The sequence below is a fragment of the Arthrobacter sp. S39 genome (genome assembly GCF_004320525.1).
Classification (GTDB): Bacteria; Actinomycetota; Actinomycetes; order Actinomycetales; family Micrococcaceae; genus Arthrobacter.
In genome coordinates, this window is the sequence record NZ_SIHX01000001.1 from 447,768 (window position 1) to 473,487 (window position 25,720).

Below are 25,720 nucleotides of genomic sequence, written 5' to 3' on the forward strand. Positions count from 1 at the left end.
CATCACCGACCAGACTCCAGCACCAGGTAGTCGAGACAACAGAGCAGCAGAGTGACTACAGAGAATTTTGACAGTGCAGTGTCCCTCGAGGACCGCATTCTTGGCGGCCTGGACGCCGAACAGCGTGAAGTTGCCAGCACCCTGAACGGCCCGCTGTGTGTGCTGGCCGGCGCCGGCACCGGCAAAACACGCGCCATCACGCACCGGATCGCCTATGGCGTGCATTCGGGGGTCTACAGCCCGCAACGGCTCCTGGCAGTGACGTTCACCGCCCGGGCCGCCGCGGAAATGCGAAGCAGGCTGCGTGACCTCGGCGTGGGCAACGTCCAGGCCCGCACGTTCCACGCGGCCGCCCTGCGGCAACTCCAGTTTTTCTGGCCCCAGGCCGTCGGCGGCACGCTTCCCAACCTCCTGGACCACAAGGCCCAGATGATTGCCGAGGCCGCCCGCCGCCTGCGGCTCAGCACGGACCGGGCCTCCATCCGTGATCTTGCCTCGGAAATCGAATGGGCCAAGGTCTCCATGCTGACCCCGGCCAACTACCTGGAAAATGCCCATGACCGGGGCACGCCCGGCGGCTTCGACCTCACCGCCGTGGCCCGGGTCTTCCAGTCGTACGAGGACGTCAAAACCGACCGCAACGTCATCGATTTCGAAGACGTCCTGCTGATCACGGTGGGCATCCTGCAGGAGGACCAGAAAGTCGCGGCGACGGTGCGCGAACAGTACCGCCACTTTGTGGTTGACGAATACCAGGACGTTTCCCCGCTGCAGCAACGGCTCCTGGAGCTGTGGCTGGGCGGCCGCGACGAACTGTGCGTGGTGGGTGACGCCAGCCAGACCATCTATTCGTTCACCGGCGCATCCCCGAAGCACCTGTTGGGCTTCAAAGCCCGGTATCCCGAAGCCAATGTGGTGAAGCTGATCCGGGATTACCGCTCCACACCCCAGGTGGTCAAGCTCGCCAACGACCTCCTCGGCGGGCGCCGAAGCGGCGGACCCGTGGCGGACGCCGCGTGGGCCGCACCCCTGCAGCTGGTGGCCCAGCGTCCGGCAGGACCGGTTCCCCAGTTCACGGAGTGTTCAGACGACGAGGCCGAAGCGGCGACCGTGGCGCTCAAGATCCAGGGACTCCTCGACGGCGGCACGCCGGCAAGCCAGGTAGCCGTCCTCTTCCGCACCAACGGCCAGTCCGAAGCCTACGAGCAGGCCCTGGCCGCCGCCGGCATTGGCTACCAGTTGCGCGGCGGTGAGCGGTTTTTCGCCCGCAAGGAAGTCAGGGACGCCATCCTGCAGCTCCGCGCTGCCACCAGGGCAGTGGCGGAGACTGCCACGCCGGAACCGCTGGGGCAGCTGGTCCGGGACATCGTGGCATCGCTGGGTTACACCGACTCACCGCCGCACAACGGTGGTGCCCTGCGGGAACGCTGGGAATCGCTGGCGGCACTGGTGGCCCTGGCCGACGAACTGGTCCAGGTACGCGGGGACCAGTTCAGCCTCGCGGACTTCGTCAATGAGCTTCAGGAACGCTCCCTGGCGCAGCATGCCCCCACGGTCCAAGGCGTTACCCTCGCCTCGTTGCACGCGGCCAAGGGCCTCGAATGGGACGCCGTGTTCCTTGTTGGCCTCAGCGAAGGGCTGATGCCCATCTCCTTTGCCGATACGCCCGAGTCGGTGGATGAGGAGCGGCGGCTCCTGTACGTCGGAATTACGCGCGCCCGCGAGCACCTGTCCCTGTCCTGGTCCACGGCCCGGACTCCCGGCGGCCGGGCGAACCGGAAGCCGTCCCGCTTCCTTGACGGCCTGCGGCCGGACTCGGTGGCCAGCTCCACTGCCCGCGGCAAGGGACCGGCGCCACGCCGCAAAGCTGCCAAACCTGCCACCTGCAGGGTCTGCGGCACCATGCTGGCCAGCGGCGCCGAACGCAAGGTGGGCCGCTGCAACGATTGCCCGCCCAGCTACGAGGAACAGACCTTCGACGCGCTCCGCACCTGGCGCAAGGAAGTTGCGCTGTCGGCTGAGGTCCCGGCCTTTGTGGTCTTCACCGACGCCACCCTGACCGCCATTGCCGAGGCCCGGCCGTCGTCGCTGGAGGAACTGGCCACGCTCGCCGGCGTGGGGCCGTCCAAACTTGAACGCTACGGGGAGGACGTCCTCAGGGTCCTCGTCGAAAGCACGACGCTGTGACTCCCCGGGCCGAAGGGCGGCAAGGGCCGCAGCTGACTACGGCCGACGGCGCGCCGGTGGAGGTGAGGCGGTCCGCCCGCCGCACACGGACAGTGGCGGCCTTCTGGGAGAACGGCACGGCGGTGGTGGCGATTCCGGCCCGGTTCACGGCGGCCCAGGAATCCGAGTGGGTGCACCGCATGCTGGAGAAGCTTCATCGCCAGGGCAGCCGCCGCGCGCAAAAGCGCCGGCAGCAGCCGGCAACGGACGCCGGTCTCGCGGCACACGCCGCTGACCTGTCCGCCCGCTACTTCGGCGGCAGGGCAGTGCCTGCGTCGGTCCGCTGGGTCAGCAACCAGAACTCGCGGTGGGGATCGGCGACGCCGTCGGAAGGCACCATCCGGCTCTCCGACAAACTGCGGCCCATGCCCCAGTGGGTCATCGACTACGTCCTGCTTCATGAGCTGGCCCACCTGCTGGTGGCCGGGCACAATGCCGCGTTCTGGAAGCTGCTGGAGGCGTATCCGGAGACGGCGCGGGCCAAGGCATTCCTTGAGGGCGTCTCGTTCGCAACATCCCGCGGCCTGGCCGCCGGTCCTGACGGCGGACCGGACGGCCCAGGGAACGGCGCTCCAGGCCAACCCACACTGTGGCCCGGAGACGCCGACTAGATCTGCTCGCTCAAGGTCACCTTGGACCGGGCTGCTTAACCTTTCGGCTGGTCCCCGTCAGTTCCGCCGTCGGGGCTGCTCTCTGTGCCGGTAGAGCCGGAGCCGTCGGTTTCTGTGCCGCTTCCGGCCTCATCCGTGCCCTGTTCCGGTGCGGTGTCGAAACCTCCGCTGAGCAGCTTCTGCAGGGCGTCGTCGACTTCGGTGTCGCTGGCCTCCGCCAGCTTGCGGCGGGCGCTGAATCCCAAGGGATCGTCGAGGTCCTCGGCGGTGGGAAGGAGATCGGGGTGGTGCCAGATGGCGTCCCGTCCTTCGATGCCGCGTTCCTTCTTGAGGGCCGCCCACAACGTTGCGGCTTCGCGGAGCCGGCGCGGACGCAGTTCCAGGCCCACCAGGGACGAGAACGCATGTTCGGCGGGACCTCCGGTGGCGCGGCGCCGGCGGACGGTTTCCCTGAGGGCGCCCGCTGACGGCAGGAGTTTCTCCGTGGCGGCGGCGGTAAGTTCATCCACCCAGCCCTCAACCAGGGCAAGGGCGGTCTCGAGCTTTTCCAGGGCCTGTTCCTGGGCGGGCGTCCGCTGGGGCATGAACACGCCCTGCGACAGGGCTTCCTGGATGCCTTCGGGGTTGCTGGGGTCCAGGTCCCGGGCCAGCTCTTCAATCCTGGACGTGTCGATGTGGATGCCGCGGGCGTAGGCTTCGATCGCTCCCAGCAAGTGGCCGCGCAGCCAGGGAACCTGGACGAAGAGGCGCGCGTGGGCCGCCTCGCGGACGGCAAGGAACAGCCGGATGTCGTTCTCCGGCAGGCTGAGGCCTTCGCCGAACTTTGCCACGTTGGCCGGAAGCAGCGCCATTTCCAGGTCCGCGAGCGGGACGCCGATGTCGGTGGAGCTGACCACTTCAGCGGAGAGGGCGCCGATTGCCTGCCCCAGCTGCATGCCGAAGATCGCTCCGCCCATGTTCTGCAGCATGGAGGAGGCGCCGCCCATCATGGATTTCATCTCCTCCGGCATCTGTTCCGTCATGGCATTGGACAGGGCGTTGGCGATGCTGTTGGCAACAGGCTCCGTGAGCCGCTTCCAGGTGCCGAGGGTTGCTTCCACCCATTCGGCGCGCGACCATGCCCGGCCGATCAGGCCGGTGGCGGGCAGGTCCGTCACCGGGTCGAGCCAGAGCTCGGCCAGGCGCAGGGCCTCGTCCACTTCACGGGACTGCAGCGATGTCACGGACGGATCCGCGCTGCTGGCAGCAACCCGCCGGGCGTTCTCATGGGCCAGCTGCCAGTTGACGGGGCCTTCGGAGGGCGCGCTCATCATGGCCTGGACCTGGGAGAACATCTGGGCCAGGAGGTTGGGGTCGTCAGGCAGGCCGGCGGCCTTGGCGAGTTCGGCGGGGTCGATGTTTTCCATGCCCTTGCCGCCCATGAGGTTCTGCAGCATTTCTGTCAGCGGATCCTTGGGAGCGTCATCGCCGTTGGACGGATTGAGTGGGTTGGAGGTCATGATTACGCCGATCGTCGGTGTGACTGTTGATCAACTTCACGGTACCCCGGGCGGGGGCGGCTGTCTGCCGCGCAGCGGCGACGTTCGCTGTAGGCAAAGAGCCTGCGCGCTTCCGGGGCGCGTAATGTTGGATGGGTGACTACGACCCGTGGCGACCATCCTCCCGAGGACCGTGCAACCGAGCTCGACGCCGGCACAGGGCCAACCGATCAAGCACCGGACGGGTGGCGGGTGGACAGCCCCGCTCCCGGCGGCCCTGAACCTTACGGCCCCATGGTTTCGTTCCGTCCAAGGCGCCGGGGGAAGAAGGTTTCCCTGATGATGGTCTCCGGCGTGGCGGCGCTGGGTCTTGGCCTCGCTGCTGGAACGCTGCCGGTGCCGTATGTTGTGGAAAAACCCGGCCCCACGTTCAACACGCTGGGCGAGTCGCAGGGCGCACCGGTCATCAGCGTGACCGGACGCGAGACCTATCCGGCCGCCGGGAACCTGGACCTGACCACCGTCTACGTCGACGGCGGCCCTAACGGTCCGGTGAGCATCTTCGGTGCGTTTGCAGCGTGGCTGGACCCGTCCAGGTCGGTGTATCCGCAGGAACTGATCTACCCCGTCGGCACCACCAGGGAGCAGGCCGAGGAGCAGAGCTCCGTGGCCATGACCACCTCCCAGGAGAACGCTGTTGCATCGGCGCTCAACGAACTGGACATTCCCTTCAGCCAGGAACTGCAGGCCGCGGGACTTTCAACCGGCTCACCGTCCGAAGGGAAGATCGAGCAAGGCGACATCTTCCGGTCGATCAACGGAAAGCCCGTCACCGCGCTCTCCGTCATCCAGGATGAGCTTGCCGCGGGCAAAGGCGCACCGGCCGCCGTGGTCCTGGACAGGGGAGGGCAGCCCGTGACCCAGGCCATCACGCCGATGGACAACGGTGAGGGCCGCTACATCCTGGGCGTGATGCTTAAGTACAAATTCACCTTCCCCATTGACGTGAAGATCTCCCTTGACAAGGTGGGCGGCCCGAGCGCGGGGATGATGTTCTCCCTCGGCATTATCGACAAGCTGACGCCCGGGGACCTTACGGGCGGCAGGCATGTGGCCGGCACCGGCGAGATCACTCCGGACGGCAAGGTGGGACCCATCGGTGGAATCGCCCAGAAGATGCAGGGCGCAAGGTCCGCCGGGGCCACTCTGTTCCTGGCGCCCGCGGCCAACTGCGACGACGTAACCGGGCACATTCCCGACGGTTTGCAGGTAGTGAAGGTGGAGAATCTCGCCGAGGCGCGTGACGCCGTCGAACTCGCCGCGTCAGGGCAGGACACCTCCGGTCTTGCGGCCTGTACCAGCAACTAGACTGAGGCAGGAACTAAGCTTTACTGCCACTCGTGGCAGATATGACGGACGTTGCCATTCGTTTGACCGGTACCGGACGTCGCTCGCACGCACGCTTCGAATGTTAATCTGACGACCAGCTATGAGGTACCGAGTTTGTCCCGTCCTGCCAGCCCCATCCCGCCCGGAAGACCCCCCTCAAGACGAGGTGCCCTGACACCCACGCTCGTTGTTGTCGCCCTCGTGGTGGTGGGTTTTATTTTCTTCGCCAATGTGTGGACTGATGTTTTGTGGTACCGGCAGCTTGGCTTCTTCGAAGTATTCCTGACGGAGAACCTGGCGCGGATCGGTATCTTTGTCGCCGGTTTCGCCATGATGTTCGCCGCGGTGTTCTTCGCCATCCGGATCGCTTACCACGCGCGGCCGGTCTATGCGCCGGACTCCGAGATCAGGGACAACCTGAACCGCTACCAGGCCCAGCTTGAACCGGTCCGCCGCGTTGTTATGCTCGGGCTGCCCATCCTCTTTGGCCTTTTTGCCGGCAGCGCCGCGGCCAGCCAGTGGCAGAAAGTCCTGCTGTTCCTGAACCAGGAACCCTTCGGGCAGGCTGATCCGGAATTCGGCATGGACCTCAGCTTCTACCTGATGACACTGCCGTTCCTGGGATTCATCACCGGCTTCCTCATCAGCGTTGTTGTGGTGGCCGGCATTGCCGGGATCCTCACCCACTACCTGTACGGAAGCATCCGCCTGATGGAGCGCGGCGTTTTCACCAGCCGCGCCGCGCAGATCCACCTCGCCGTCACCGGCGCTGCCTTCCTCCTGCTGCTGGGAACCAACTTCTGGCTGGACAGGTTCTCAGCCCTGCAGAGCAACGGCGGACGGTGGGCAGGCGCCCTCTACACCGACGTCAGCGCCGTCATCCCCACCAAGGCCATTCTTGCGGTGGCAGCAGCGCTGGTGGCTATCCTCTTCATCGTCGCCGCGGTCATCGGCCGCTGGCGCCTGCCGGTGATCGGCACCGCGATGCTCATCATCACCTCCATCCTGGCCGGCGGCGTGTACCCCTGGGTGATCCAGCAGTTCCAGGTCCGGCCCTCGGAAGAGACGCTGGAGAAGGAGTTCATCCAGCGCAACATCGACAACACGCGAGCCGCCTACGGCCTGGATAAGATCCAGGTGGACCGGTACGACGCCACCAACACCGCCACCACCGGGGCGCTCGCCCCGGACGCGCAGACCACGGCCAACATCAGGCTCCTCGATCCGAACCTGATCTCGGACGCCTTCTCGCAGCTGGAACAGTACCGCCCGTACTACCAGTTCCCCGAGGCCCTGAACGTCGACCGCTACGAAGTGGACGGCAAGGTCCAGGACACCGTCATCGCGGTCCGCGAACTGAACCCGCAGAATGTGGCCGAGAACCAGCAGAGCTGGCTGAACCAGCACGTTGTGTACACCCACGGCTACGGCGTCGTTGCAGCGAAGGGCAACAAGTTCACCGTTGACGGCAAGCCCGAATTCCTTCAGTCGGGCATTCCGTCCACCGGTGTCCTCGGCAACGACTCCACTTACGAGCCGCGCATCTACTTCGGCGAAAGCTCGCCCGAGTACTCCATTGTCGGAGCACCCGACGGCTCCCCGAACCGTGAACAGGACAGGCCGTCCGGGCGCGAGGGGGACGGGGAAACCCAGTACACGTTCCAGGGCAACGGCGGCCCCAACGTGGGCAGCTTCTTCAATAAGGTGCTGTACTCCATCAAGTTCCAGTCCTCGGACCTGCTGCTTTCGGACGGCGTGAACGAGGAATCGCAGATCCTTTACGACCGCAGCCCCCGCGAGCGGGTGGAAAAGGTCGCCCCCTACCTGACCGTGGACGGGAACGCCTATCCGGCGGTGGTGGATGGCCGCGTCAAGTGGATCGTGGACGGCTACACCACCAGCCAGTACTACCCGTACTCGCAGCAGGAGCAGCTCTCGGACGCCACCGCTGACACCCAGACCACGTCCGGTCGCGCCGTCGCACTGCCCAACAGCACCGTCAACTACATCCGGAACTCCGTCAAGGCCACCGTGGATGCCTATGACGGATCAGTGACGCTTTACGCCTGGGATGACCAGGACCCGCTGCTGAAGTCCTGGCAGAAGGTTTTCCCGACGTCGTTGAAACCGTTCTCGGAGATGTCCGGCGACGTTATGAGCCATGTCCGCTATCCCGAGGACCTGTTCAAGGTCCAGCGTCAGCTGCTCGGCAAGTACCACGTGACGGATCCGTCCAGCTTCTACAAGACCAACGATGCCTGGAGCGTGCCGGCCGACCCGACCGTGGACACGGACGTTAAGCAGCCGCCGTTCTACATGTCCCTGCAGATGCCGGACCAGGACAAGCCGGCGTTCCAGCTGACGTCCTCCTTTATCCCGCAGATCGTCAATGGAAATGCCCGTAACGTTCTCTACGGCTTCCTGGCCGCGGATTCTGACGCCGGCAACCAGGCCGGGGTCAAGGCTGACAGTTACGGCCAGCTGCGGCTGCTCCAGATCCCGCCGGAGACGCAGGTCCCCGGCCCGGGCCAGGCGCAGAACAAGTTCAACTCGGACCCCACCGTCTCGCAGGCCCTGAACCTGCTGCGCCAGGGCGCCTCGGATGTGCTGAACGGCAACCTCCTGACGCTCCCGGTGGGCGGCGGAATCCTGTACGTCCAGCCGGTCTACCTGAAGTCCACGGGTGAAACGTCCTATCCCACGCTGCAGCGTGTGCTGGTGGCCTTCGGTGACAAGGTCGGTTTCGCGCCGACCCTGGACGCAGCGCTCAAGCAGCTGTTCGGCGGGGACTCCGGTGCTGCCGCCGGCGACTCCGACAACAACGGCCAGACGCCTCCGACCCCAGGCACCACGCCGCCGGCGGGTGCTGACGCGAAGGCCGAGCTCAAGGCCGCCCTGGATGAGGCAAGGGCCGCCATCCAGGCCGGCCAGGCAGCCCTCGCGGCCGGCGACTTCGCAGCTTATGGCGAGCAGCAGAAGAAGATGGCTGCAGCCCTCCAGAAGGCCGTGGATGCGGAGGCCAAGATTCCGGTGACAGCGCCCGAGCCGGTGCCGTCGCCCACGGCCACTCCGTCCGGGAGCCCGACGCCGTCACCCTCGGCAAGCAACTGACGGGCAACTGACTGGATCCGCCGGCCCGGCCGCACTCCGCAGGGAGCGTGGCCGGGCCGGTTGCGTTAAAAGGCCCAGGGCGTTGGCCCGGCGCGTCATACCGGCGGCGTCCGCAGGGCACGGGAGGGCGGCCGAGACGCAGATCACGCCATCTCGATTTGGCCTCCTGTTCACCCGGCGGTAGAGTTGTTCTTGCGACGCGGGGTGGAGCAGTTCGGTAGCTCGCTGGGCTCATAACCCAGAGGTCACAGGTTCAAATCCTGTCCCCGCAACTGACGGAAAGTCCGGAACTGGAAACAGTTCCGGACTTTCTGGTTTAAGCGCCGACCCAGTTTTGGCGTGGCCAGGCGTCGGATGGCGGGGCAAAAAGGGCCGGATATCGGGTGTGGATTTTGCGCCGGCGAAACTAGGGTAGTGTTGATCAAGCGACGCGGGGTGGAGCAGTTCGGTAGCTCGCTGGGCTCATAACCCAGAGGTCACAGGTTCAAATCCTGTCCCCGCAACCAAGTGAAGGCCCCGGCCGGCAGATATGCCGCCCGGGGTCTTCTTTTTCTTTGATTGCTGGTAGTTCCTAGTATTCTCTTTCGCAGAGCCTCAGAAATTTGCGCCTGGGGCCAGTCATTCTCGAGAGGAATGTTGTTCGATGTCCACACCCACCAAAAAGTCCGGTACTGCGACGGGCAAGCGGAACAGACTCTATTGGGGTGTTCCTGCTGCCCTGGTGGCGCTGGTGCTGGTGGTGCTGTTCGCCAGGTGGCTGAGGGAGCTTCCGGCGGTCTCGTCGTTCCTGGCGGACTACCCGGGCCATTCAGAGCTCCCTGACGGCGCTCCCGTCGGATTCCCTGCCTGGCTGGCGTGGCAGCATTTCCTCAACGGGTTCTTCCTGCTGCTGATCATCCGGACCGGCTGGCAGGTGCGGACCACCACCCGGCCGAGCGGTCACTGGACCCGCAACAACAAGGGCCTGATCAAAACCAAGACACCGCCCACCAAGATCACGCTGGAACTCTGGTTCCACCTGACGCTGGACGCCTTGTGGATCCTCAACGGACTGGTGTTTGCCGTCCTCCTGTTCGCGACAGGCCAGTGGACGAGGATCGTCCCCACCAGCTGGGATGTCTTTCCGAACGCGCTGTCCGCAGCCCTGCAGTACGCATCCTTGAACTGGCCCACCGAAAACGGCTGGATCAACTACAACGCCCTGCAGCTGCTCACCTACTTCCTCACCGTCTTCATCGCCGCGCCGCTTGCCTTCATCTCGGGCATCCGGACGTCGTCCGCCTGGCCCAAGAAGGCTGCCGCACTGAACAAGGCGTACCCGATCGAACTGGCGCGGGCCATCCATTTCCCGGTCATGATCTACTTCGTGGCGTTCATCGTGGTGCACGTGTTCCTGGTGCTGACCACCGGAGCCCTGCGGAACCTGAACCACATGTACGCCGTGTCCGACGGCGACGGCTGGCTCGGCTTCTGGATCTTCCTCGTGTCTGTGGCCGTGATGGTGGCGGCATGGTTCCTCGCCCGGCCCATCTTCCTGCGCCCCATTGCCTCCCTGATGGGCAAGGTCAGCCGCTAAGGCCCGCCAGGGAAGCCCAGCCCCGCCAGCCGCCGGGAGCAGGCTACTGGCCGTCCTTGAGCCTCTGGTACGTCGCCAGCGCCCGCTCCCGGGACTCCGGCAGGGACACCAGGGGAGGCGGATAGGCTCCTGCCGCCCCGCCGCTCTTCCACGGTTCGTGGATGGCCTTGTCGCTCAGGCCGGCAATCTCGGGGATGTACTGCCGCAGGTAGCGTCCGCCGGCGTCGAACTTCTTGCTCTGCGTGACCGGATTGAAGATCCGGAAATACGGGGACGCATCCGCCCCGGACCCGGCCACCCACTGCCAGTTCGCCGGATTACTGGCGGCATCGGCGTCCACCAGCGTGTCCCAGAACCATTCCTCGCCCAGCCGCCAGTCTGCCAGCATGTTCTTGACCAGGAACGACGCGGCCGCCATCCGGACCCGGTTGTGCATCCAGCCGCTACTCCAGAGCTGGCGCATCCCGGCGTCGACCAGGGGGTAGCCTGTCCTCCCTTGCTGCCAGGCGCCGAGCTCGGCCTGGGAGGGTTCCTCCCAGCCGAAGTCATCGAATTCCGGGCGGTAGTTGCGTGTTGCCAGCTGCGGATTGACGTAGAGCAGTTGCCAGCAGAATTCCCGCCAGCCGATCTCGGACCGGAATATTCCGACGTCGGCCGGTGCCTGGCGTGGAAACCGCTGCCGGAGCGCATGCCACACCCGGAACGGACTGATCTCGCCGAAGCGGAGGTGGGGGGACAGCCTGCTGGTTCCCTCGACGCCGGGCACGTCCCGGCCGGTGCCGTAGTCGGCCACCGGCCCGTCAAGGAAGTCCTCCAGGCGGCCGTGCGCGCCGGCTTCGCCTGGTTCCCAGATTTCTGCCAGGCCTCCGCTCCAGTCGGGCGATTCCGGCAGCCGGGACCAGGACTCCAGAGGTTCACTGTCGGCATGCTTTTTCCGGCCTGCTGGAGCAGGGGAGGGCAGCCCGGCCGGCGCATCGAACGGCAGCCGGGGTTCGCCGGAGGCGAGGCAGGCGTGCCAGAAGGGCGTGAAGACCTTGTAGGGGCCGCCGCTGCCGGTGGTGATGGTCCAGGGCTCGAAGAGCAGGCTTGCCTGGAAGCTGGCGGCCTCGAGGCCCTCCCCGGCGGCCCATTCCTTGATGCCGGCATCCACAGCCCGCTCCGGACCGCCGTAACGGCGGTTCCAGAGGAGATGGGCCGCGCCGGTTTCGTGGACCAGGTCGCGGATGATCCTGGCTGCTGGCCCCCGCCGGAGGACCAAGGTGGATCCGGCCTCTTCAAGGTCGGCGGCAAGGGATGCCAGGGAGTGGTGGAGCCACCAGCGGACTGCGCCTCCGAGGGGCCGGATGCCGTCCGATTCCTCGTCGAGGATGTACACGACCGTCAGTGGCAGGCCGAGTTCTGCGGCACGGGTCAGCGCTGGATTGTCGTCCAGGCGTAGATCATCACGGAGCCAGACAATGGACGAAGCGGCGGGCGAAGACATGCCTTCCACGCTACACACATCCGCCCGGAGCCGCGTGGGCGGGTTCGGTCGGCTTTTCAGGGACGGCGAAGGCCGGGGTTCATCCTGAACCCCGGCCTTGAGCCTGCCCGGCGAGTCCGGGCACGTGGTGTTTACAGCTTGTCGAAGTCGGCTTCGTCCACCGTGGACCCAGCACCGGCTCCCGCAGCCGAGGCGCCGATCGCGGGCTTGGCGGCGCCGCCGGACTTCAGCGCCGCAAGGCGCGCTTCGATCTCGACCTGTTCGCCGAGGTCCTCAAGCTGGTTGAACTGTGCGTCGAGGCTGGACTCGGCAAGTTCCTGCTGGCCCCTGACCTTCGCCTCTTCCCGGCGGATCTTTTCCTCGAACCGGCCCACCTCGGAGGTGGGGTCCATGAAGTCGATGCTCTTGATGGCGTCGTGGACCTGTGACTGGGCTGCGGCTGTCTTGGAGCGGGCCACGAGTTCATTGCGCTTGCTGGTGAGCTCGTTGAGCTTGCCCTTCATCTGGCCAAGGCCGGTCTTGAGCTTGTCCACCACTTCCCGCTGTGAGGAGATGCTGGGCTCCGCGCCCTTGGCTTCGTTCTCGGCTGACATCTGGCGCTGCAGTGCCACCTTGGCCAGGTTGTCGAACTTTTCGGCGTCTGCGGCGTGCCCGCTGCCCCGGTACTCGTCGGCCTTGCGCGACGCCGCGAGGGCTTTGTTGCCCCAGTCGCGGGCGTTCTTTACGTCTTCGTTGTAGTCGTCCTCGAGCATGCGCAGGTTGCCGATGGTCTGCGCCACGGCGGATTCAGCCTCGGCGATGTTGTTGGTGTAGTCCCGGACCATCTGGTCCAGCATCTTCTGCGGATCCTCAGCGTTGTCCAGCAAGGAGTTGATGTTTGCCTTTGCAAGCTGCGCGATGCGGCCGAAAATGGACTGCTTAACCATGGTGTTACCTTTCGTCCTGCTCAGTGGTGGCCACTGAAATCAGTGAACAGTTGTTGTACCGCTATCTATACGCCGGGCGGCTCGTTCCGCCCGGTGCCTAGTCTTAGGTGCCTAGTCTTGCCGGGGTCAGAAACTTCCGGAGTCTCCGCCGCCGAAGTCTCCTCCACCGAAGTCGCCGCCGCCTCCGTCGCCGCCGCCCCAGCCGCCGCCGTCGCTGTGCCCGCCGCCCCAGCCACCGCCGCTGCCGCCATTGAGGATGGAGTTGATGAGGATGCCGCCGAGGATGGCACCGCCCAGGCCGCCACCGCCGCCTCCGCCGAACATGCCACCGCCGCCGTAGCCCTGGTTGGCATAGCCGCCGAAGTGGTCGACGTCGGTCTGGGCAAGCTGGGCCGCCTGGGCTGCGAGAGCGTGCGCCTGCTGGGCGTAGGTGAGCGCAGTGACCGGATCATTTCGGGAGATGGAGAGCGCATAGTCCAGGTTCCGCTGCGACTCAGCCAGGCGGGTGCGGGCTTCCGTGCCTACTCCGCCGCGGCGGGCTGTGATGTAGTCCGACGTGGCGCTGATCTGGGCCTGGGCCGACATGATGGTCTGTTGCAGCGACGCCTGGGCCCGGCGGGCCTGTTCCTGCTGGTCCCGGATCCCGGTGAGCGCCTGGTCCAGGGACTGGTGGGCCGTCTCCACGCGCTGCAGGGTGGCAATGGGGTCAATCTTCCCGCCCTGGATCTCAGCCTTCACCTGGCCGAGGGCAGACTCAACCCCCGCCACCGGCCCGGCGAGTTCGGGGTGGGCCCCGGACTGGATCATGGCCCGTGCCTGCGCAAGGTCCTGGGAGGTATCGACGACGGCGGCCTCCAGGCCGTTGCGGGCCTCATCCAGGCTGGTGGAGACCTTGGAAATTGCGTCGAGGAGCACGTTGGTCTGGTGCAGGCTCTCTTCGGAGGCGCGGACAGCCACGGCGGCGAGGCTGCCTTCACCCTCAGCCAGCTTCTGCTCTGCAGTGGCCGTGGCGTTCTGGACGAAGGCCAGCCGCTCCTTGGCCTGCGTGATGTTGTCAGTCACTTGAACCAGGGCGCTGTCGGCGTATTTGCCGCGGAGGGTGGCCAGCGACTGTTCAGCGTTGGCGATCTTCGCGTCGGCTTCCTGCGCCCCCGCCTTGACTGTTGCGAGTGCCTGCGGCGCGTTCTTTTCCAGCTCGCGCAGTGAATCGAAGTCGGCCTTCTGTTCCTGCAGGGAAGCGAGGGCTGCATCGGAGCGGCGGATGATCTCACCCAGCCAGCTGCGCTGCTGCTCCTCGGTATCGGGGATGTGGTCGTCCAGCTGCTGCTGGAGCTTGAAGGACTCGGACATGTGCCCCTTGGCTTCCTGCAGCGCCTTGGTGAAGTTGCCGACGGCTGAATCGCCGTACTGGGCCTGGGCGAACATCAGCTCCTGCTCGCTGGACTTGATCGCATCGTCGGCTTCAATGAGCAGCGACCCGCTCTTGCGGCGGAGTTCCTCGACGCTGAGCGAGGCCAACGGATCCAGTTCGGCACCCTGCGGGCCATAGCTGGCGCTGGAGGCCTGGCCTGCCTTCTTCCGCCTGTTGCGGAAGTAGAGGTAGGCGCCGGCACCTCCGGCAGCTACCACGCCGGTTCCAACAAGGATTGCGGTTCCTGCGCCGCTGTCGGAAGGAACAGAGCCACTCCCGCCCCCGGCAGCGTCGCCCACAGCTGCTGCAGTGTCAATGGCTGCCTGCGCATAGTCCTTCTTACCGCCAGCGAGGTTGGCGGTGACGGCATTCTGGCTGATGTTCGACTGCTTGGACCTGATGGTGCTGGCGGAGTCCGTCGCGAAGTAGAACTGGCCTGCCGTCGAAATGGCCAGCAGCACGTCGGCTTTGCCCATGGATTTCTGTTCCGCGACGGCCTTGCCCCAGTCTTCCGGCTTAGTGGGGTTTTCGAATGAGTTCACGGTGACCACGTAGAGGTTGTACTTGTGGTCTTTCAGGAGCTTTGAGATGGCCTCCTGTACTTCCGCCTTGCGGCCCCCCAGGACATTGGCGTCGTCCACAATGTTCGTTCCGGAGGGAATGGTCACCGGATCTTCGGCCCAGGCCGCGCCGGCGGGAACCGCCAACAAGCCCGTCAGGCCAATCACGGCGAGGATACGTTTGAACTTTGACCGCATGTGCAACCCTTCAGCACGCCTGACACCGATTCGGGACGAATCAGTCGTCTCAGAATGCAGCAGCGCCCCCACGCGTGGTGTAAAGCCGCAGGTCGCTGTGGCAATTCCTCTTGATTCTATGGTGCACCTATAAGTGCGTCCACAAAGCCGAATATGCCACCAGCGAAACGGACTTTGGGGCTTGGGAAGGGCCAGGCGCAGGCATTCAGGAAGCTCCCAGCCAACGTCCGCATTTGTTCCAGCCAAGAGGTTCATAGTTAATGGCAGACGAGGATGAAAGGAAGTCCAATGACTGAGAACCCAACGCCAGGTGCAGCACCGGAACCCCGGGATCCGCGGCAGCCGGAAGCGCCGCAGCCGGCACCGCCGGCCGCTCGCACTCCAGCGCCGCTGCACGATCCCGCGGCTGCGGCGCAGGGGGACCAGCAGGCAACCGAAGCCCAGTACGTGGACTCCGGCGCCGGAGCGAACCCCATCGAACAGCTCCCGGGAGCCACCCGCCCGGTCTACCCGCCGCGTGAGCCCTTTTACGGCCAGCAGAACCACCAGCCCGGCCAGAACTCCGGCGGCCAACACGCCGGCAGCCCGTACAGCCAGGGTCAGCAGCAGTACGGCCAGCCGCAGTACGGGCAACACGGAGCGCACGCGGCTGCTCCAGGGGGAGTGGCTCTGGCTCACAACCCGGCCGATGCGCCCCGCCGCAAGCCCAGCTTCGGGGTCGGCACCCTCGTGGCCAGCATCCTGGCCGCCGGCCTGGTAGGCGGCGGAGTGGCCACCGTGGGTTCGGGCAACCTCTTCGACGGCGGAAATTCCGGCGCCGTCAGCAGCAGCCAGCCGGAAACGGTCATCGTCAACAACAAGGACGACGTCAATGCCATCACCGCGGCAGCACTGAAGGCATCCCCGAGCGTGGTCACCATCAGCGCCACCAGCGGCAGCTCAGGCGGTACCGGCTCCGGCATCATCCTCGACGATGAAGGCCACATCCTCACCAACACGCACGTGGTGACCCTGGACGGGGCGACGGCAAGCGCGGCGCTTGAAGTCCGCACCAGCGACGGCCGCGTCCTCACGGCCAAGCTCGTGGGCACCGACCCGCTCTCCGACCTTGCCGTCATCAAGGTGGACGACGCCTCCGGCCTCACCGCAGCCACCCTCGGAGACTCCGGCAAGCTCAACGTGGGGGACACGGCCATCGCCATCGGCTCACCGCTGGGCCTCACCGGAACCGTGACGGACGGTATCGTCTCCACCCTGAACCGGACCATCAGCGTGGCATCCTCGGCAGCGCCCAAGGAAGGCGACACTTCCCAGGGCGGCGATCAGGGCTTCCAGTTCGCGCCTCCGGGCGGCGGCCAGAGCCAGCAGACGACGGACCAGGGTTCCATCTCCATCAACGTGATCCAGACCGACGCGGCCATTAACCCGGGCAACTCCGGAGGCGCGCTGGTCAACAGCAAGGGTGAGATCATCGGCGTCAACGTTGCCATCGCCTCGGCCGGGTCCGATTCCTCGTCCAGCTCGTCAAGCGGCAACATCGGCGTGGGCTTCAGCATCCCGATCAACCACGCCAAGCGTGTCGCCCAGGAGATTATCGATACCGGCAAAGTTTCCCACGGCCAGCTGGGCGTCAGCGTCAAGGACAAGTCGTCCACCAGCTCTTCCTCCAGCTTCTCCGTCGGTGCTGACGTCGCCACGGTCGAATCAGGGTCGGCTGCCGCAAACGCCGGCATCAAGGTGGGCGACGTGATCACCCGCTTCAACGACCTGACCATCAGCGAACCGAACCAGCTGACGGCGGCTGTCCGCGAACAGGCCGGCGGGGCCAAGGTAAAGATCACCGTCACGCGGAACGGCCAGGAACAGACCCTGGACGTCACGCTCGGTGCCGCAGCGGAGCAGTAGGCCCGGCACCGGTTCTGCCAAAGGAAGTTCGGACGACGGCGGGTGTCCCCCGAAAGGGGGCCCCGCCGTCGTCATTCCCACACCACGTGCAAGCCGTCTGACACAGGCGTTAACGCGACGTCACCGGGGTACTTCTATATGGTTAGCTAGGAGCTACCCGTACCCCGGGCGTTCCGCGGCCATGACCTCACCCGGCTGGCTATCCACAAGCATGGAAGGCTGCTGTAAATACAGTGGAAGAGACATTGAAAATCATCGTCCTGGTCAAGCATGTGCCGGACGCGCAGTTCGACCGTCACCTCAACGGGGAGGGCTACACCACGGACCGCGGCGAAAGCATCCTGTCCGAGCTGGACGAATACGCGCTGGAAGCGGCCCTGCAGCTCGCTGAAGCCCGTGGCGGCAGCAAGGCCGGAAACCAGGTCATCGCGCTCAGCATGGGCCCCTCCGGTGCGGTGAATGCCGTCAAGAAGTCGCTGCAGATGGGCGCCACCGAGGGTGTCCACCTCACTGACGACGCCCTGTCCGGCTCGGATGCCGCCGCCACCTCGCTGGCCCTGGCCGCCGCCATCCGCCACCTCGGCGCAGGCGCCCCCGTGGACCTCGTGCTCACCGGCATGGCCTCCACCGACGGCGAGACGTCCCTGGTGCCGGCGCAGCTGGCTGAACGCCTGGGACTGCCGCAGATCACGTTTGCGTCGACACTGGAAGTCGACGGCGGACGGCTCACCGCGCGCCGCGACGCCGACACGTACTCCGAGACCGTGGAAGCGTCGCTTCCGGCCGTAGTATCCGTGACCGACCAGATCAACGAGCCCCGCTACCCCAACTTCAAGGGCATCATCGCGGCCAAGCGCAAGAGCATCACCACGTTGTCACTCTCGGACATCGGCGTTGATCCGGGGCAGGTGGGCCACGCGGGATCCTGGACCACGGTGACGTCGGCAGAAGAACGCCCGCCACGCACCGCCGGCACCATCATCACCGACGAGGGCGACGCCGGCATCAAGCTGGTGGACTTCCTGGCCGCCCAGAAGCTGCTCTAAGAGGGATCACAGACATGGCAAACGTACTTATTTTCATTGACAATCCTGGCGCGGCCCTGAAGAAAAGCAGCCTCGAACTGCTGACCCTGGGCCGTTCCCTCGGCGAAACAGCCGTGGCAGTGAACGGCGACCTCAGCGACGGCGTTTCGGCGGCCTTCGCCGAGTACGGCGTCAGCGGCATCTACCGCCCGTCCGCCAGTGACCTGGACGACTACCTCGTCGCAGCGAAGGCCGCCTACGTTGCGGCTGCGGTACAGGCTGCCGGCGCCACCACGGTGCTCCTGGACAACTCGCCGGAGGGCAAGGAAATTGCCGCGCGCGTGGGCATCCGGCTATCCGCCGGCGTCGTTACCGATGTGGTGGCCGTGGACCAGGACGGGACAGCGCACAAGTCCGTCCTCGCCGGTTCGTACACCACCGCCGCAAAGACCACCACGCCCGTCTCGGTGCTGACAGTCAAGGCCAACAACGTCACCCCCGAGGCCGCGGCCGGCCCCAGCGCTCCGGAGATTGCCACGGTAGAGGTCCCCGCTGACGGCACCTCCACCGCCGCTCGCGTCACCGCCCGCGAGCAGAAGGTGGCCAGCGGCCGCCCCGACCTCACCGATGCGCGCATCGTGGTGGCCGGCGGACGAGGCGTTGACGGCGACTTCGGTCCGGTTGAGCAGCTGGCTGACGCCCTCGGCGCGGCGGTCGGAGCCTCCCGTGCAGCCACGGACGCCGGCTGGATCAGCCACGACGCCCAGGTGGGGCAGACCGGCAAGACGGTTTCCCCGCAGCTGTATATTTCAGCGGGAATTTCCGGCGCCATCCAGCAGAAGGCCGGCATGCAGACGGCCAAGGTCATTGTGGCCGTCAACAAGGACGCCGAGTCGCCGGTCTTCGAGATCGCCGACTTCGGCATCATCGGCGACCTGTTCGATGTCCTGCCGCAGGCCACGGAAGAAATCAAGAAGCGAAAAGGCTGACCCTTGACCACTCCTGCTGTTTCAGCACAGAGCCCGTTCAACCCGGCAACGCACCGGGTTGGGCGGGTCCTCTGTTTCGCGGCGCATCCTGACGACATCGACTTCGGTGCGGCCGGCAGCATCGCTGCCTGGACGGCAGCGGCGGTGCAGGTCAGCTACTGCATCATGACCGACGGCGATGCCGGCGGCTTCGATCCCGCCCAGCGGTCCGAAATCATCGCCCTTCGCGCGGCGGAACAGCTCCGGGCAGCGGAACTGGTCGGTGTTTCGGATATCCACTATCTGCACCAGCGGGACGGCTACCTGGAACCGTCGCACGAAGTGATGAAGGGTGTGGTCAGGCTCATCAGGCAACTGCGGCCCGATGTGGTGCTCGCCATGCATCCCGAGCGCAACTGGAAGCGGATCCAGAAGAGCCACCCGGACCACCTGGCCGTCGGCGAGGCCGTCACCCGCGCCGTCTATCCTGCCGTCGAGAATCCGTTCGCGTATCCGGAGCTGGCCGAGGCCGGACTGGAAGCTTATAAGCTCCCGTGGCTCTGGCTCTACGCCGGCCCGGAAGAGCGCGAGAACCACTTCGTGGACGTCACGGACCACGTGGACAGCAAACTGAAGGCCATCAACGTCCATGTCAGCCAGCATCCGGATGTTGAGGCGATGGAGGCGGCCGTGCGCAACGGGATGCATCTCAACGCACGGCGGGCAGGACTGCCCGCGGACCGCAGTGCCGAGGCGTTCCACGTTGTCGCAGTCAACGGACCGGGAACAATCGCAGGCTTTTAGCACCTCCGCGGCACTAACCTGCTGCTCCGGCAAACGCAGGCACGAAAAAACCCGCGGTGCCCTCCTGGGAGGGCACCGCGGGTTTCGTTGTCTTCAGCTCGCCGAAGCCGGCAGGACGCCTTAGGTGCTGAGCGGCGCGGCGGCGACTGTGGGGAACGTCGGGGAGGCCGAGCCACCCACCGGCTCCACCGTGATGCCGAGGGCTGCCGCGGACGCGATCCCCTTCACCACGGCAGGCTTGGACAGGGCCGCCTCGTCCATGAGGCCCTGGGAAACGGGAGCCGAACCGTCCTTCGGGATCAGCCACATCTGGTAGACCTTGCCGGCCGGCGGTGCGGGCACACCGTTCATCTTGACCACCACGGCGTCCCTGGAGGACGAAATCAGGACCGTCGCGGTTCCACCGGCGGACACCGGCACTGACGCTTCACGGACGTCGTCGGCCCGGATCACCTGGTTCAACGGATCGTTCTGGTCCGCGACATAGGCGCCGACGCCCACGCCGCCGAGTGCGATCACGGCCGCCGCGGCGACTCCGGCGAGCCACCTGCGCGCCCCTGCGGGCCGGCGTCGTTCTTCCCGGCGCTGCCGGGCCGCGGTCAGCTCATCGCCGCCGGTCACGGGCGCGGGCTGATGGAGGGGCGCCGCCGGAGCGGCGTCTGGCGCTTGGGCATTTCCGGAACCCTGGGCCGGGAGCTGGGCAACGATGCGGGCGAAGAGGTCTGACGGCGGCTCCTCCTCGGCGGTGAACGTCTCGGCCAGCGTTTCCCTGGCCTGGCGCACACGCTCCTTGAACGTCGCGCGCTCGGCGTCCGGGGCGGAGGAGATGTAGTGGTCGATGGCCGAGCGCTCCGCTTCAGTCACAGCATCGAGTGCGTACAGCTCCGCAAGGTCCACGGCACGGCCCGAAGCAAGGTCCGCCGATACTGTGTCGCCAAAGGTTCCCCGGCGGCTGTTTCCCTGGTTGTTCATCTCTGTCATCTCAACTCACCCCCAGACATGTCTTCAAGCGGATCAGTCCGTCGCGGATGCGGGACTTGATGGTGGGAACTGCTGCGTTCAGCCGCTCCGCAACCTCCCTGTAGGTGAGGCCGCCGTAGTAGGCAAGCCGCACGGATTCCTGCTGTGTATCGGTCAGTGTTTCCAGGCACCGGACCACCGCCTCGGCCTCAAGCCTGCTGCCAACTTCATCGGAAACAGAGTCGTGGTCGATGTCCTGGCTGCTCGCCCCGTACCGGGCTTCCCGGTCGGTGGACGACTGCGAAGACCTTACCTTGTCCACGGCACGGCGGTGCGAGATGGTCATCAGCCACGACAGCGGACTGCCGGCGTCCGGGTTGAACTTCGACGCGTTCTGCCAGACCTGGAGGAAGACCTCCTGGGTGGTGTCCTCACTGAGCTCGGGATCGATCAGGACCCGGCGGGCCATGCCGAATACCCGACGGGATGTCAGCTGGTAGAACTCCGCGAACGCAGCCTGGTCGCCCTGGGCAATGCGGCCCAGGAGGGCGGCGAGGCGTTGGCTGAGGTCGGCTGGTGAAGCTGTCACTGCGGCCGGGGCCTCGTAGTTTGGCGCGTTGGGAGTTTCCATCACTACCAAGCATAGGTGTCCGCGGGTTGCTTCAGGAGCAGCCCTGCCGGGATTGCCGCAGGCAGGGGATGAACCGGAGCGGTCAGTGGGCCTTGCTGTCTCTAGTGCTCTCACCTGCCGCTCCTTGTCCGCCGTGGATGTTCTCAGGAGTGATTCGGTGCAGGTGCGCGTGCGGATTGGCGCCATGGAAAATTGCTCCCTGTCGGTGCCCGGACGCCAGGAAACCGGCAAGCAGGAAGGGTCAGGTTTTGGCGCCCGCGAATCCCTGCTGGCGCCACGCCTCATACACGGCGATGGAGGCCGCATTCGCCAGGTTCAGGGACCGCAGGGCCGGGAGCATGGGCAGCCGGACCGTGGACGTGACGTGCGGATCCCGTTTGAGTTCCTCCGGCAGCCCCACGGATTCCTGGCCGAACATCAGGACGTCGCCGGGCTGGTAGGCGATGTCCGTGTAGCTGGCCGTGCCGTCAGAGGTGAACGCGTACACACGCTCCGGCTTGAGGGCGTTCCAGGCGTCGTCGATGCTTTTATGCACCGTCACCACGGCGAGGTCGTGATAGTCCAAGCCCGCCCGCCGGAGCTTGGCATCGGAAAAATCGAAGCCCAAAGGTTCCACCAGGTGCAGCTCGGCGCCGGTAATGGCTGCCAGCCGGATGGCGTTGCCGGTGTTGCCCGGAATTTCGGGGGAGTGGAAGAGGATGCGGAACACCATCCCATCCTAGTCAATACCGACCGTGGCCAAGGCCGTCAGTGCATGCCCCGCAGGAGCCGGGCCAGCACGGATACGTTGACCGTGTTCGGTGCCGGGCCCGAGGAGAGGAACTGCTTGAGGCCACGGACCAGCCCGGCCGCGTTGACCACCTGGACAGTTTCGTGGGCACCGGCGGACCGTCGGTGCCGGTCGATGACGGGCTCGTGCAGGTTCCCGTCCGGGCTGTGCACCACTGTCCAGCCGGTGACATTCAGTTCGGGGAAGATGTCCTGCATGGCGCGGACCACGTGCGCCAGTTGCGGCGGCGGGATCGAACGTCCGCCGTGGTTGAGCGTGCTTCCGTCCCAGGCGTAGGCGCCCTTGGGCAGGAGCATGGACCCGATGATGGCCAGGCGGTAGCCGGACAGCAGCACGTGGTCGATGTGGCTGTTGTCCGCCGGTGACTGCAGCCCGTTAATCAGCCGCGCGGCCGGAATGGCCGGCAGGATCTGCCTGCTGACCAGCTGCACCGTCCGCATTTCGCGCTGGATGCGCGCCTCGGCCCCGAAAATGCCGCGTTTCCGGGGCATGCCGTGGACCTGTTGGCTGGCCTGGGAAAGCGGGATCAACGGCACCACGCCGGCCGCCTCGAATGCAGCCAGGTCATAGGGCGGATCGTAGACCGGAGGGTCGCCGGCGGTGTTGCGTGGAGTGTTGGGGCGGTGCACCGTGGCGGACGCGTGGCTACCGGCAGCGGGCGCGTCAAAGTGCGGACCGGCATCGCCGTTGCCGGCACTGCCCCCTGTGCCGGCAGCGTAGGAGCGGTCGTAGGCGCTTCTGCGCTTGGGATCGATGAGCGTCTCGTAGGCTGCCGTTACGCGCCGGAATGCGGCCGCGTCCCCGCCATGGTCAGGGTGCGCCTGGCGGGCGGCGCGGCGGTAAGCAACTTTGATCTCCTTCTCGGTGGCCGTCACGGCGACACGGAGCACCTGGTAATGGGAGTTGCTGCTCTCGGTCAAGCACTTGTCCTTTTCGTTAGTGTGGCCCGTCCACGGCGGCAGGGAGGGCCCATAGCCAGGTAGGCCAAGCTTAACGGCCCATTCTGACAACGTGCGTGCCGGCGGCCGGGGTTCCCGCGGCTGGCATAATTCAGCCCATGAGGATCGCCGTCGCCATCAATCCCCGTGCGTCCTTTGGATCCCGGACATACGCCGGCGCGCAGACGGTGGACTACTTCCGGGCTGCGGGAGGGGACATTGTGGAGTTGCGGGAGGCGGGCTTCGCCGAGCTGGCGTCAGCCGTGGAGCGCGCGCTTGCTGATGGCGTGGATGCCCTTGTTGTGGTGGGTGGAGACGGCATGGTGCACCTCGGCGTGAACGCGCTGGCGGGCTCCGCAGGGACGGCGTCCACAGTCCCGCTGGGAATCGTGCCCAACGGGACCGGAAACGACTTTGCCCGGACCCTGGGACTGCCGCTGAACGACGTGGCGGCCGCCTGCAGGCGGATCACCGGCGGCATCGCTTCAGGAGGGCGTCCCGTTGACCTGGGCCGGATCACGGCGGACGGTGGCTGCCGCTGGTTCGCCGGGGTGCTGTCGGCCGGGTTCGACGCCGCCGTCAACGACCGTGCGAACGCGTGGCGCTGGCCGCGCGGCAAGGCCCGCTACAACCTGGCGATGCTCAGGGAACTGGTGGTGTTTCGGTCCATTGAGTACACGGTGACGGACTATACGGAAACGGACGACGGCGACACCTGGCATCAGGGGGCAATGCTCATTTCGGTAGCAAACGGGCAGTCAATTGGAGGCGGGATGCGGATTACGCCGGACGCCCTGCCGGATGACGGACTGCTTGACCTCTTTATTGTCAGGCCGTTGCCCAGGATCCGCTTCCTGGCCGTTTTCCCCAAGGTGTTCTCCGGACGGCATACCGGGCATCCGGCAGTTGAGATCCGCCGCGTACGGAAGGTGCGGCTGTCCGCGCGCAACGTCGTGGCGTATGCCGACGGCGAGAGGATCGGGCCGCTGCCGCTCACGGTGGATGTTGTACCCGGCGCCGTGCGCATCCTGGCGTAGGACCAAGTCCGGGACCCGCCGTCGGGCATGGGGCGTCTAGACTCTTTGATGGGCCGGGCGGAACCCTGGCCAGTGGCGCCGGGCAGCCGGCAAGGCATTGGGGTGGAATGAAATTACGGGGGAGTGGGGCAACGTCCGGGACGCTGCTCACTGGAATACTGATTGGTGCCGGCCTGCTGGCAGGCTGCAGCATCGACGTGCCGGACCCTTCGGCCCCCATTGTGGAACAGTCCGCACCAGGGCTGGCTACACCCACCATCACGCCCGGCCATGACGCAGAGGCGGTGGCGGCCAAGGACCTGCCGTTCACCGCCGGGGGCGCCCTTGCGCCGGGAGTTCCGGTGGGTATTTCCGACGGGCTGAAGGAAGCGCCGGGCTGGAAGCCGGTCAAGGAAAACGTGGCTGGCGAGAACCAGTACGTGAAGACCGACGGCTGCCTCGTGGCCACCAAAGCCCGGACCAACCAGACGCCGCTGGCCCTTGCTGACGACCACGCCTCCACAGTGGGACTCTTTACCTACCTCGACCCCACCATCCTCCCCAAATACCTCAAGACGGAAACCCTGCGTTGGGGCGGAAGCGCTGACAAGCCTGGCCCGCGTGTGGAGGTGCTGGTACTGGAACAGGCTTCCCCGGCGGGAGCCAGGTCGACGGCTGTGATGGCCCGCCTGTTCAGCGTTCCCGCATCGTCCATCTACATCACCGTCTCGTGCCCGGATCCGGCCACCCTCGCTGCGGCGCGGCAGGACGTGGCTGAGCGCCTGATCATCGTTCCGCCCTCGGCCTGAGCACGCTCTTTTCCGGTGCTGTGATGCCAGAGGATTTCCCGGCCCCGCGCACGCTGGTGAGCAGGACACCACCCACCACCAGCAGCCCGCCCAGGATCTGGGGCACACTGATCGGCGTCCCCAGCAGGAAGGTTATGACGGCTGTAAAGACCACCATGAGGTTCAGGTAATTGCCCGCGGTCCCCGGTGCGGTTGTTTTGAGCGCCAGGTTCCACAGCAGGTACGCACCCAGGGACGGAAACACCACGATGTAGGCCAGCGACCAACTGCCCGCCGCTGTCTGAGGCAGGTGCGCTCCCGTGGCCACCGCCACCGGAATGAGGACCACCGTGGCCATAACAACCTGAACCGCCGTGGCCGTGATGGCAGGGACTGCCAGGCGGCGGGCGATGATGGTGTAGAGGCTCCAGACGGCAATGGCAGCCAGCATCAGGAGTTCGCCGAGGTTGAAGGAAAACCTCAGCAACCGCTGGAAGTCCCCGCCGGTGAGGACCATCAGGACCCCGGAAAGCCCCAGCGCGATTCCTGCCCAGCCGAGGGCGCCTGGCCGGTCACCCAGCATCGCTATGGCGAGGACAACGATCAGCGCAGGGTTGGCCGCCGTGATGAGCGAGGCGTTCAGTGCGGATGTGTGCTGGAGGGCGGTGTACAGGAGCAGGGTGTAGCCACCCATGCCCAGGAAACTGAGGAGCAGCAGCGTGGGCCAGGAGCGCAGGACGGCCCGCCAATCCGGCCGGTCCACCAGTTGGGCCAGGGCCAGCAGCGGCAGCGCCGCGATGGCCCAGCGCCAGAACGTCAGCTCGACGGGAGTCATCGACGCCACGGCTGCCTGTCCCACCACAAAATTTCCGGACCAGAAAAGGGTGGCCAGCACCAGGTAGAGGGAGGCTTTCACCGCTCGAACC

Annotated in this window: 20 protein-coding genes and 2 tRNA genes; 13 read left to right on the top strand and 9 right to left on the bottom strand. The window is 66.1% G+C overall.

Translation table 11 applies throughout. The annotated features are described in order from the left end of the window. Positions 1 to 51 precede the first annotated feature (51 nt). The gene (locus tag EYS21_RS02145; RefSeq protein ID WP_131131472.1) at positions 52 to 2,187 is read left to right on the top strand and encodes an ATP-dependent DNA helicase UvrD2; all 2,136 of its coding nucleotides are present in this window, start codon (positions 52 to 54) and stop codon (positions 2,185 to 2,187) included. Then, positions 2,184 to 2,837 carry a M48 family metallopeptidase gene (locus EYS21_RS02150; protein WP_131131473.1) on the top strand — a complete coding sequence of 218 codons (654 nt, stop codon included), beginning with the start codon at positions 2,184 to 2,186 and terminating at the stop codon, positions 2,835 to 2,837. Before EYS21_RS02145 ends, EYS21_RS02150 begins: the two co-directional genes overlap by 4 nt. 35 nt (positions 2,838 to 2,872) lie before the next feature. Here the strand turns inward: EYS21_RS02150 and EYS21_RS02155 are convergent, their stop codons facing one another. Further along, positions 2,873 to 4,336, bottom strand: a complete 1,464-nt coding sequence (locus tag EYS21_RS02155; protein WP_131131474.1) for a zinc-dependent metalloprotease — start codon at positions 4,334 to 4,336, stop codon at positions 2,873 to 2,875. A gap of 273 nt (positions 4,337 to 4,609) precedes the next feature. Between EYS21_RS02155 and EYS21_RS02160 the strand changes: the two genes are divergently transcribed. The 5 genes from EYS21_RS02160 (at position 4,610) to EYS21_RS02180 (ending at position 10,391) form a co-directional block, all read left to right on the top strand. Further along, the gene (locus tag EYS21_RS02160; RefSeq protein ID WP_242633272.1) at positions 4,610 to 5,683 is read left to right on the top strand and encodes a S16 family serine protease; all 1,074 of its coding nucleotides are present in this window, start codon (positions 4,610 to 4,612) and stop codon (positions 5,681 to 5,683) included. A gap of 135 nt (positions 5,684 to 5,818) precedes the next feature. After that, entirely contained in the window at positions 5,819 to 8,815 is a 2,997-nt protein-coding gene (locus EYS21_RS02165) for a UPF0182 family protein (protein ID WP_207307656.1), read from the top strand. Between the two features lie 198 nt (positions 8,816 to 9,013). Then, positions 9,014 to 9,087, top strand: a tRNA-Met gene (locus EYS21_RS02170). 157 nt (positions 9,088 to 9,244) lie between these two features. Further along, a tRNA-Met gene (locus EYS21_RS02175) sits at positions 9,245 to 9,321 on the top strand. 137 nt (positions 9,322 to 9,458) lie between these two features. Further along, entirely contained in the window at positions 9,459 to 10,391 is a 933-nt protein-coding gene (locus EYS21_RS02180) for a cytochrome b/b6 domain-containing protein (RefSeq protein WP_131131476.1), read from the top strand. 43 nt (positions 10,392 to 10,434) lie between these two features. Here the strand turns inward: EYS21_RS02180 and EYS21_RS02185 are convergent, their stop codons facing one another. The 3 genes from EYS21_RS02185 to EYS21_RS02195 all read right to left on the bottom strand — a co-directional run bounded on the left by EYS21_RS02185 (position 10,435) and on the right by EYS21_RS02195 (position 14,969). Further along, a complete protein-coding gene (locus EYS21_RS02185; protein ID WP_131131477.1) occupies positions 10,435 to 11,874 on the bottom strand; it encodes a deoxyribodipyrimidine photo-lyase in 1,440 nt (479 codons plus the stop codon). Between the two features lie 131 nt (positions 11,875 to 12,005). Beyond that, entirely contained in the window at positions 12,006 to 12,800 is a 795-nt protein-coding gene (locus tag EYS21_RS02190) for a PspA/IM30 family protein (protein ID WP_131131478.1), read from the bottom strand. A gap of 126 nt (positions 12,801 to 12,926) precedes the next feature. Next, positions 12,927 to 14,969 carry a TPM domain-containing protein gene (locus EYS21_RS02195; protein ID WP_131131479.1) on the bottom strand — a complete coding sequence of 681 codons (2,043 nt, stop codon included), beginning with the start codon at positions 14,967 to 14,969 and terminating at the stop codon, positions 12,927 to 12,929. A gap of 288 nt (positions 14,970 to 15,257) precedes the next feature. Here EYS21_RS02195 and EYS21_RS02200 point away from each other — a divergent pair, with 288 nt between their 5' ends. The 4 genes from EYS21_RS02200 (at position 15,258) to EYS21_RS02215 (ending at position 19,671) form a co-directional block, all read left to right on the top strand. Beyond that, positions 15,258 to 16,874: a trypsin-like peptidase domain-containing protein gene (locus EYS21_RS02200; RefSeq protein WP_131131480.1), complete on the top strand. Its 1,617-nt coding sequence runs from the start codon at positions 15,258 to 15,260 to the stop codon at positions 16,872 to 16,874. Positions 16,875 to 17,119: 245 nt separating this feature from the next. Continuing rightward, the gene (locus EYS21_RS02205) at positions 17,120 to 17,920 is read left to right on the top strand and encodes an electron transfer flavoprotein subunit beta/FixA family protein (protein ID WP_131131481.1); all 801 of its coding nucleotides are present in this window, start codon (positions 17,120 to 17,122) and stop codon (positions 17,918 to 17,920) included. Between the two features lie 14 nt (positions 17,921 to 17,934). Then, the gene (locus EYS21_RS02210; protein WP_131131482.1) at positions 17,935 to 18,888 is read left to right on the top strand and encodes an electron transfer flavoprotein subunit alpha/FixB family protein; all 954 of its coding nucleotides are present in this window, start codon (positions 17,935 to 17,937) and stop codon (positions 18,886 to 18,888) included. 3 nt (positions 18,889 to 18,891) lie between these two features. Continuing rightward, positions 18,892 to 19,671: a PIG-L deacetylase family protein gene (locus tag EYS21_RS02215; RefSeq protein WP_131131483.1), complete on the top strand. Its 780-nt coding sequence runs from the start codon at positions 18,892 to 18,894 to the stop codon at positions 19,669 to 19,671. 120 nt (positions 19,672 to 19,791) lie between these two features. Here the strand turns inward: EYS21_RS02215 and EYS21_RS02220 are convergent, their stop codons facing one another. From EYS21_RS02220 to EYS21_RS02235, 4 genes are all read right to left on the bottom strand, one after another. Then, positions 19,792 to 20,652 (bottom strand): anti-sigma factor, encoded by an 861-nt coding sequence (locus EYS21_RS02220; protein WP_131131484.1) that lies wholly within the window; start codon positions 20,650 to 20,652, stop codon positions 19,792 to 19,794. Between the two features lies 1 nt (position 20,653). Next, positions 20,654 to 21,262 (bottom strand): sigma-70 family RNA polymerase sigma factor, encoded by a 609-nt coding sequence (locus EYS21_RS02225; protein WP_131131485.1) that lies wholly within the window; start codon positions 21,260 to 21,262, stop codon positions 20,654 to 20,656. A gap of 241 nt (positions 21,263 to 21,503) precedes the next feature. Next, the gene (locus EYS21_RS02230) at positions 21,504 to 21,971 is read right to left on the bottom strand and encodes a tRNA (cytidine(34)-2'-O)-methyltransferase (protein ID WP_131131886.1); all 468 of its coding nucleotides are present in this window, start codon (positions 21,969 to 21,971) and stop codon (positions 21,504 to 21,506) included. A gap of 38 nt (positions 21,972 to 22,009) precedes the next feature. Continuing rightward, positions 22,010 to 22,972 carry a DnaJ domain-containing protein gene (locus tag EYS21_RS02235; RefSeq protein ID WP_131131486.1) on the bottom strand — a complete coding sequence of 321 codons (963 nt, stop codon included), beginning with the start codon at positions 22,970 to 22,972 and terminating at the stop codon, positions 22,010 to 22,012. Positions 22,973 to 23,109: 137 nt separating this feature from the next. On the opposite strand from EYS21_RS02235, the gene EYS21_RS02240 reads away from it, so the two are divergent. Together EYS21_RS02240 and EYS21_RS02245 are read left to right on the top strand one after the other, a co-directional pair. Further along, complete coding sequence (locus EYS21_RS02240; RefSeq protein ID WP_131131487.1) at positions 23,110 to 24,027, top strand: YegS/Rv2252/BmrU family lipid kinase; 918 nt, start codon at positions 23,110 to 23,112, stop codon at positions 24,025 to 24,027. Between the two features lie 107 nt (positions 24,028 to 24,134). After that, positions 24,135 to 24,815, top strand: a complete 681-nt coding sequence (locus EYS21_RS02245; RefSeq protein ID WP_131131488.1) for a hypothetical protein — start codon at positions 24,135 to 24,137, stop codon at positions 24,813 to 24,815. On the opposite strand, the gene EYS21_RS02250 is transcribed toward EYS21_RS02245, so the two are convergent. Next, positions 24,793 to 25,710: a DMT family transporter gene (locus EYS21_RS02250; RefSeq protein ID WP_131131489.1), complete on the bottom strand. Its 918-nt coding sequence runs from the start codon at positions 25,708 to 25,710 to the stop codon at positions 24,793 to 24,795. The two genes, EYS21_RS02245 and EYS21_RS02250, sit on opposite strands and share 23 nt — an antisense overlap. Between the last annotated feature and the right edge of the window lie 10 nt (positions 25,711 to 25,720).

Bases quoted from the DNA above. Each gene is read 5' to 3' on its own strand.
- EYS21_RS02155 (WP_131131474.1), bottom strand. From the start codon at position 4,336: ATGACCTCCAACCCACTCAATCCGTCCAACGGCGATGACGCTCCCAAG.
- EYS21_RS02190 (WP_131131478.1), bottom strand. From the start codon at position 12,800: ATGGTTAAGCAGTCCATTTTCGGCCGCATCGCGCAGCTTGCAAAGGCA.
- EYS21_RS02220 (WP_131131484.1), bottom strand. From the start codon at position 20,652: ATGACAGAGATGAACAACCAGGGAAACAGCCGCCGGGGAACCTTTGGC.
- EYS21_RS02195 (WP_131131479.1), bottom strand. From the start codon at position 14,969: ATGCGGTCAAAGTTCAAACGTATCCTCGCCGTGATTGGCCTGACGGGC.
- EYS21_RS02240 (WP_131131487.1), top strand. From the start codon at position 23,110: ATGAGGATCGCCGTCGCCATCAATCCCCGTGCGTCCTTTGGATCCCGG.
- EYS21_RS02185 (WP_131131477.1), bottom strand. From the start codon at position 11,874: ATGTCTTCGCCCGCCGCTTCGTCCATTGTCTGGCTCCGTGATGATCTA.
- EYS21_RS02210 (WP_131131482.1), top strand. From the start codon at position 17,935: ATGGCAAACGTACTTATTTTCATTGACAATCCTGGCGCGGCCCTGAAG.
- EYS21_RS02180 (WP_131131476.1), top strand. From the start codon at position 9,459: ATGTCCACACCCACCAAAAAGTCCGGTACTGCGACGGGCAAGCGGAAC.
- EYS21_RS02225 (WP_131131485.1), bottom strand. From the start codon at position 21,262: ATGGAAACTCCCAACGCGCCAAACTACGAGGCCCCGGCCGCAGTGACA.
- EYS21_RS02245 (WP_131131488.1), top strand. From the start codon at position 24,135: ATGAAATTACGGGGGAGTGGGGCAACGTCCGGGACGCTGCTCACTGGA.
- EYS21_RS02160 (WP_242633272.1), top strand. From the start codon at position 4,610: ATGGTTTCGTTCCGTCCAAGGCGCCGGGGGAAGAAGGTTTCCCTGATG.
- EYS21_RS02200 (WP_131131480.1), top strand. From the start codon at position 15,258: ATGACTGAGAACCCAACGCCAGGTGCAGCACCGGAACCCCGGGATCCG.